This is a genomic window from Streptomyces sp. P17, assembly GCF_032436805.1.
Lineage (GTDB): Bacteria > Actinomycetota > Actinomycetes > Streptomycetales > Streptomycetaceae > Streptomyces.
In genome coordinates, this window is record NZ_JAVRBF010000589.1 from 1 (window position 1) to 291 (window position 291).

At 44.0% G+C, this 291-nt stretch carries 1 protein-coding gene; it reads right to left on the reverse strand.

Annotation, left to right across the window (positions count from 1 at the left end):
* Window positions 1-239 (reverse strand): DsbA family protein (locus tag RMT89_RS42220; RefSeq protein ID WP_315889060.1); only part of this gene is annotated, 239 nt, incomplete at its 3' end.
* Window positions 240-291: the final 52 nt, after the last annotated feature.

Sequence of the window (291 nt, forward strand, 5' to 3'; positions counted from 1 at the left end):
TTTACGCCGCTGGTAGCACCGGTTTCAAAATCGTGTTCTATTTTTTTGCGGATGCTTTCACTTTCGGCATCTTTGGTAAACTGATTGACATCTAAACCTAATTCTTTTGCTGCTTCAAGGAGCATTTCATTACTTAATGAAGACTGATTGGCATAAATAAAATCGTGCATTTCCCAGTACTTGCCCTGCAAACCTGCCGCTTCTGCCGCGGCCGCTGCTCCTAAAGCCATCGGGTGCATATCTGCCAAAGGAAAATTCCTAAAGGTTACAGATAGGGCAGTTCCAAAATCG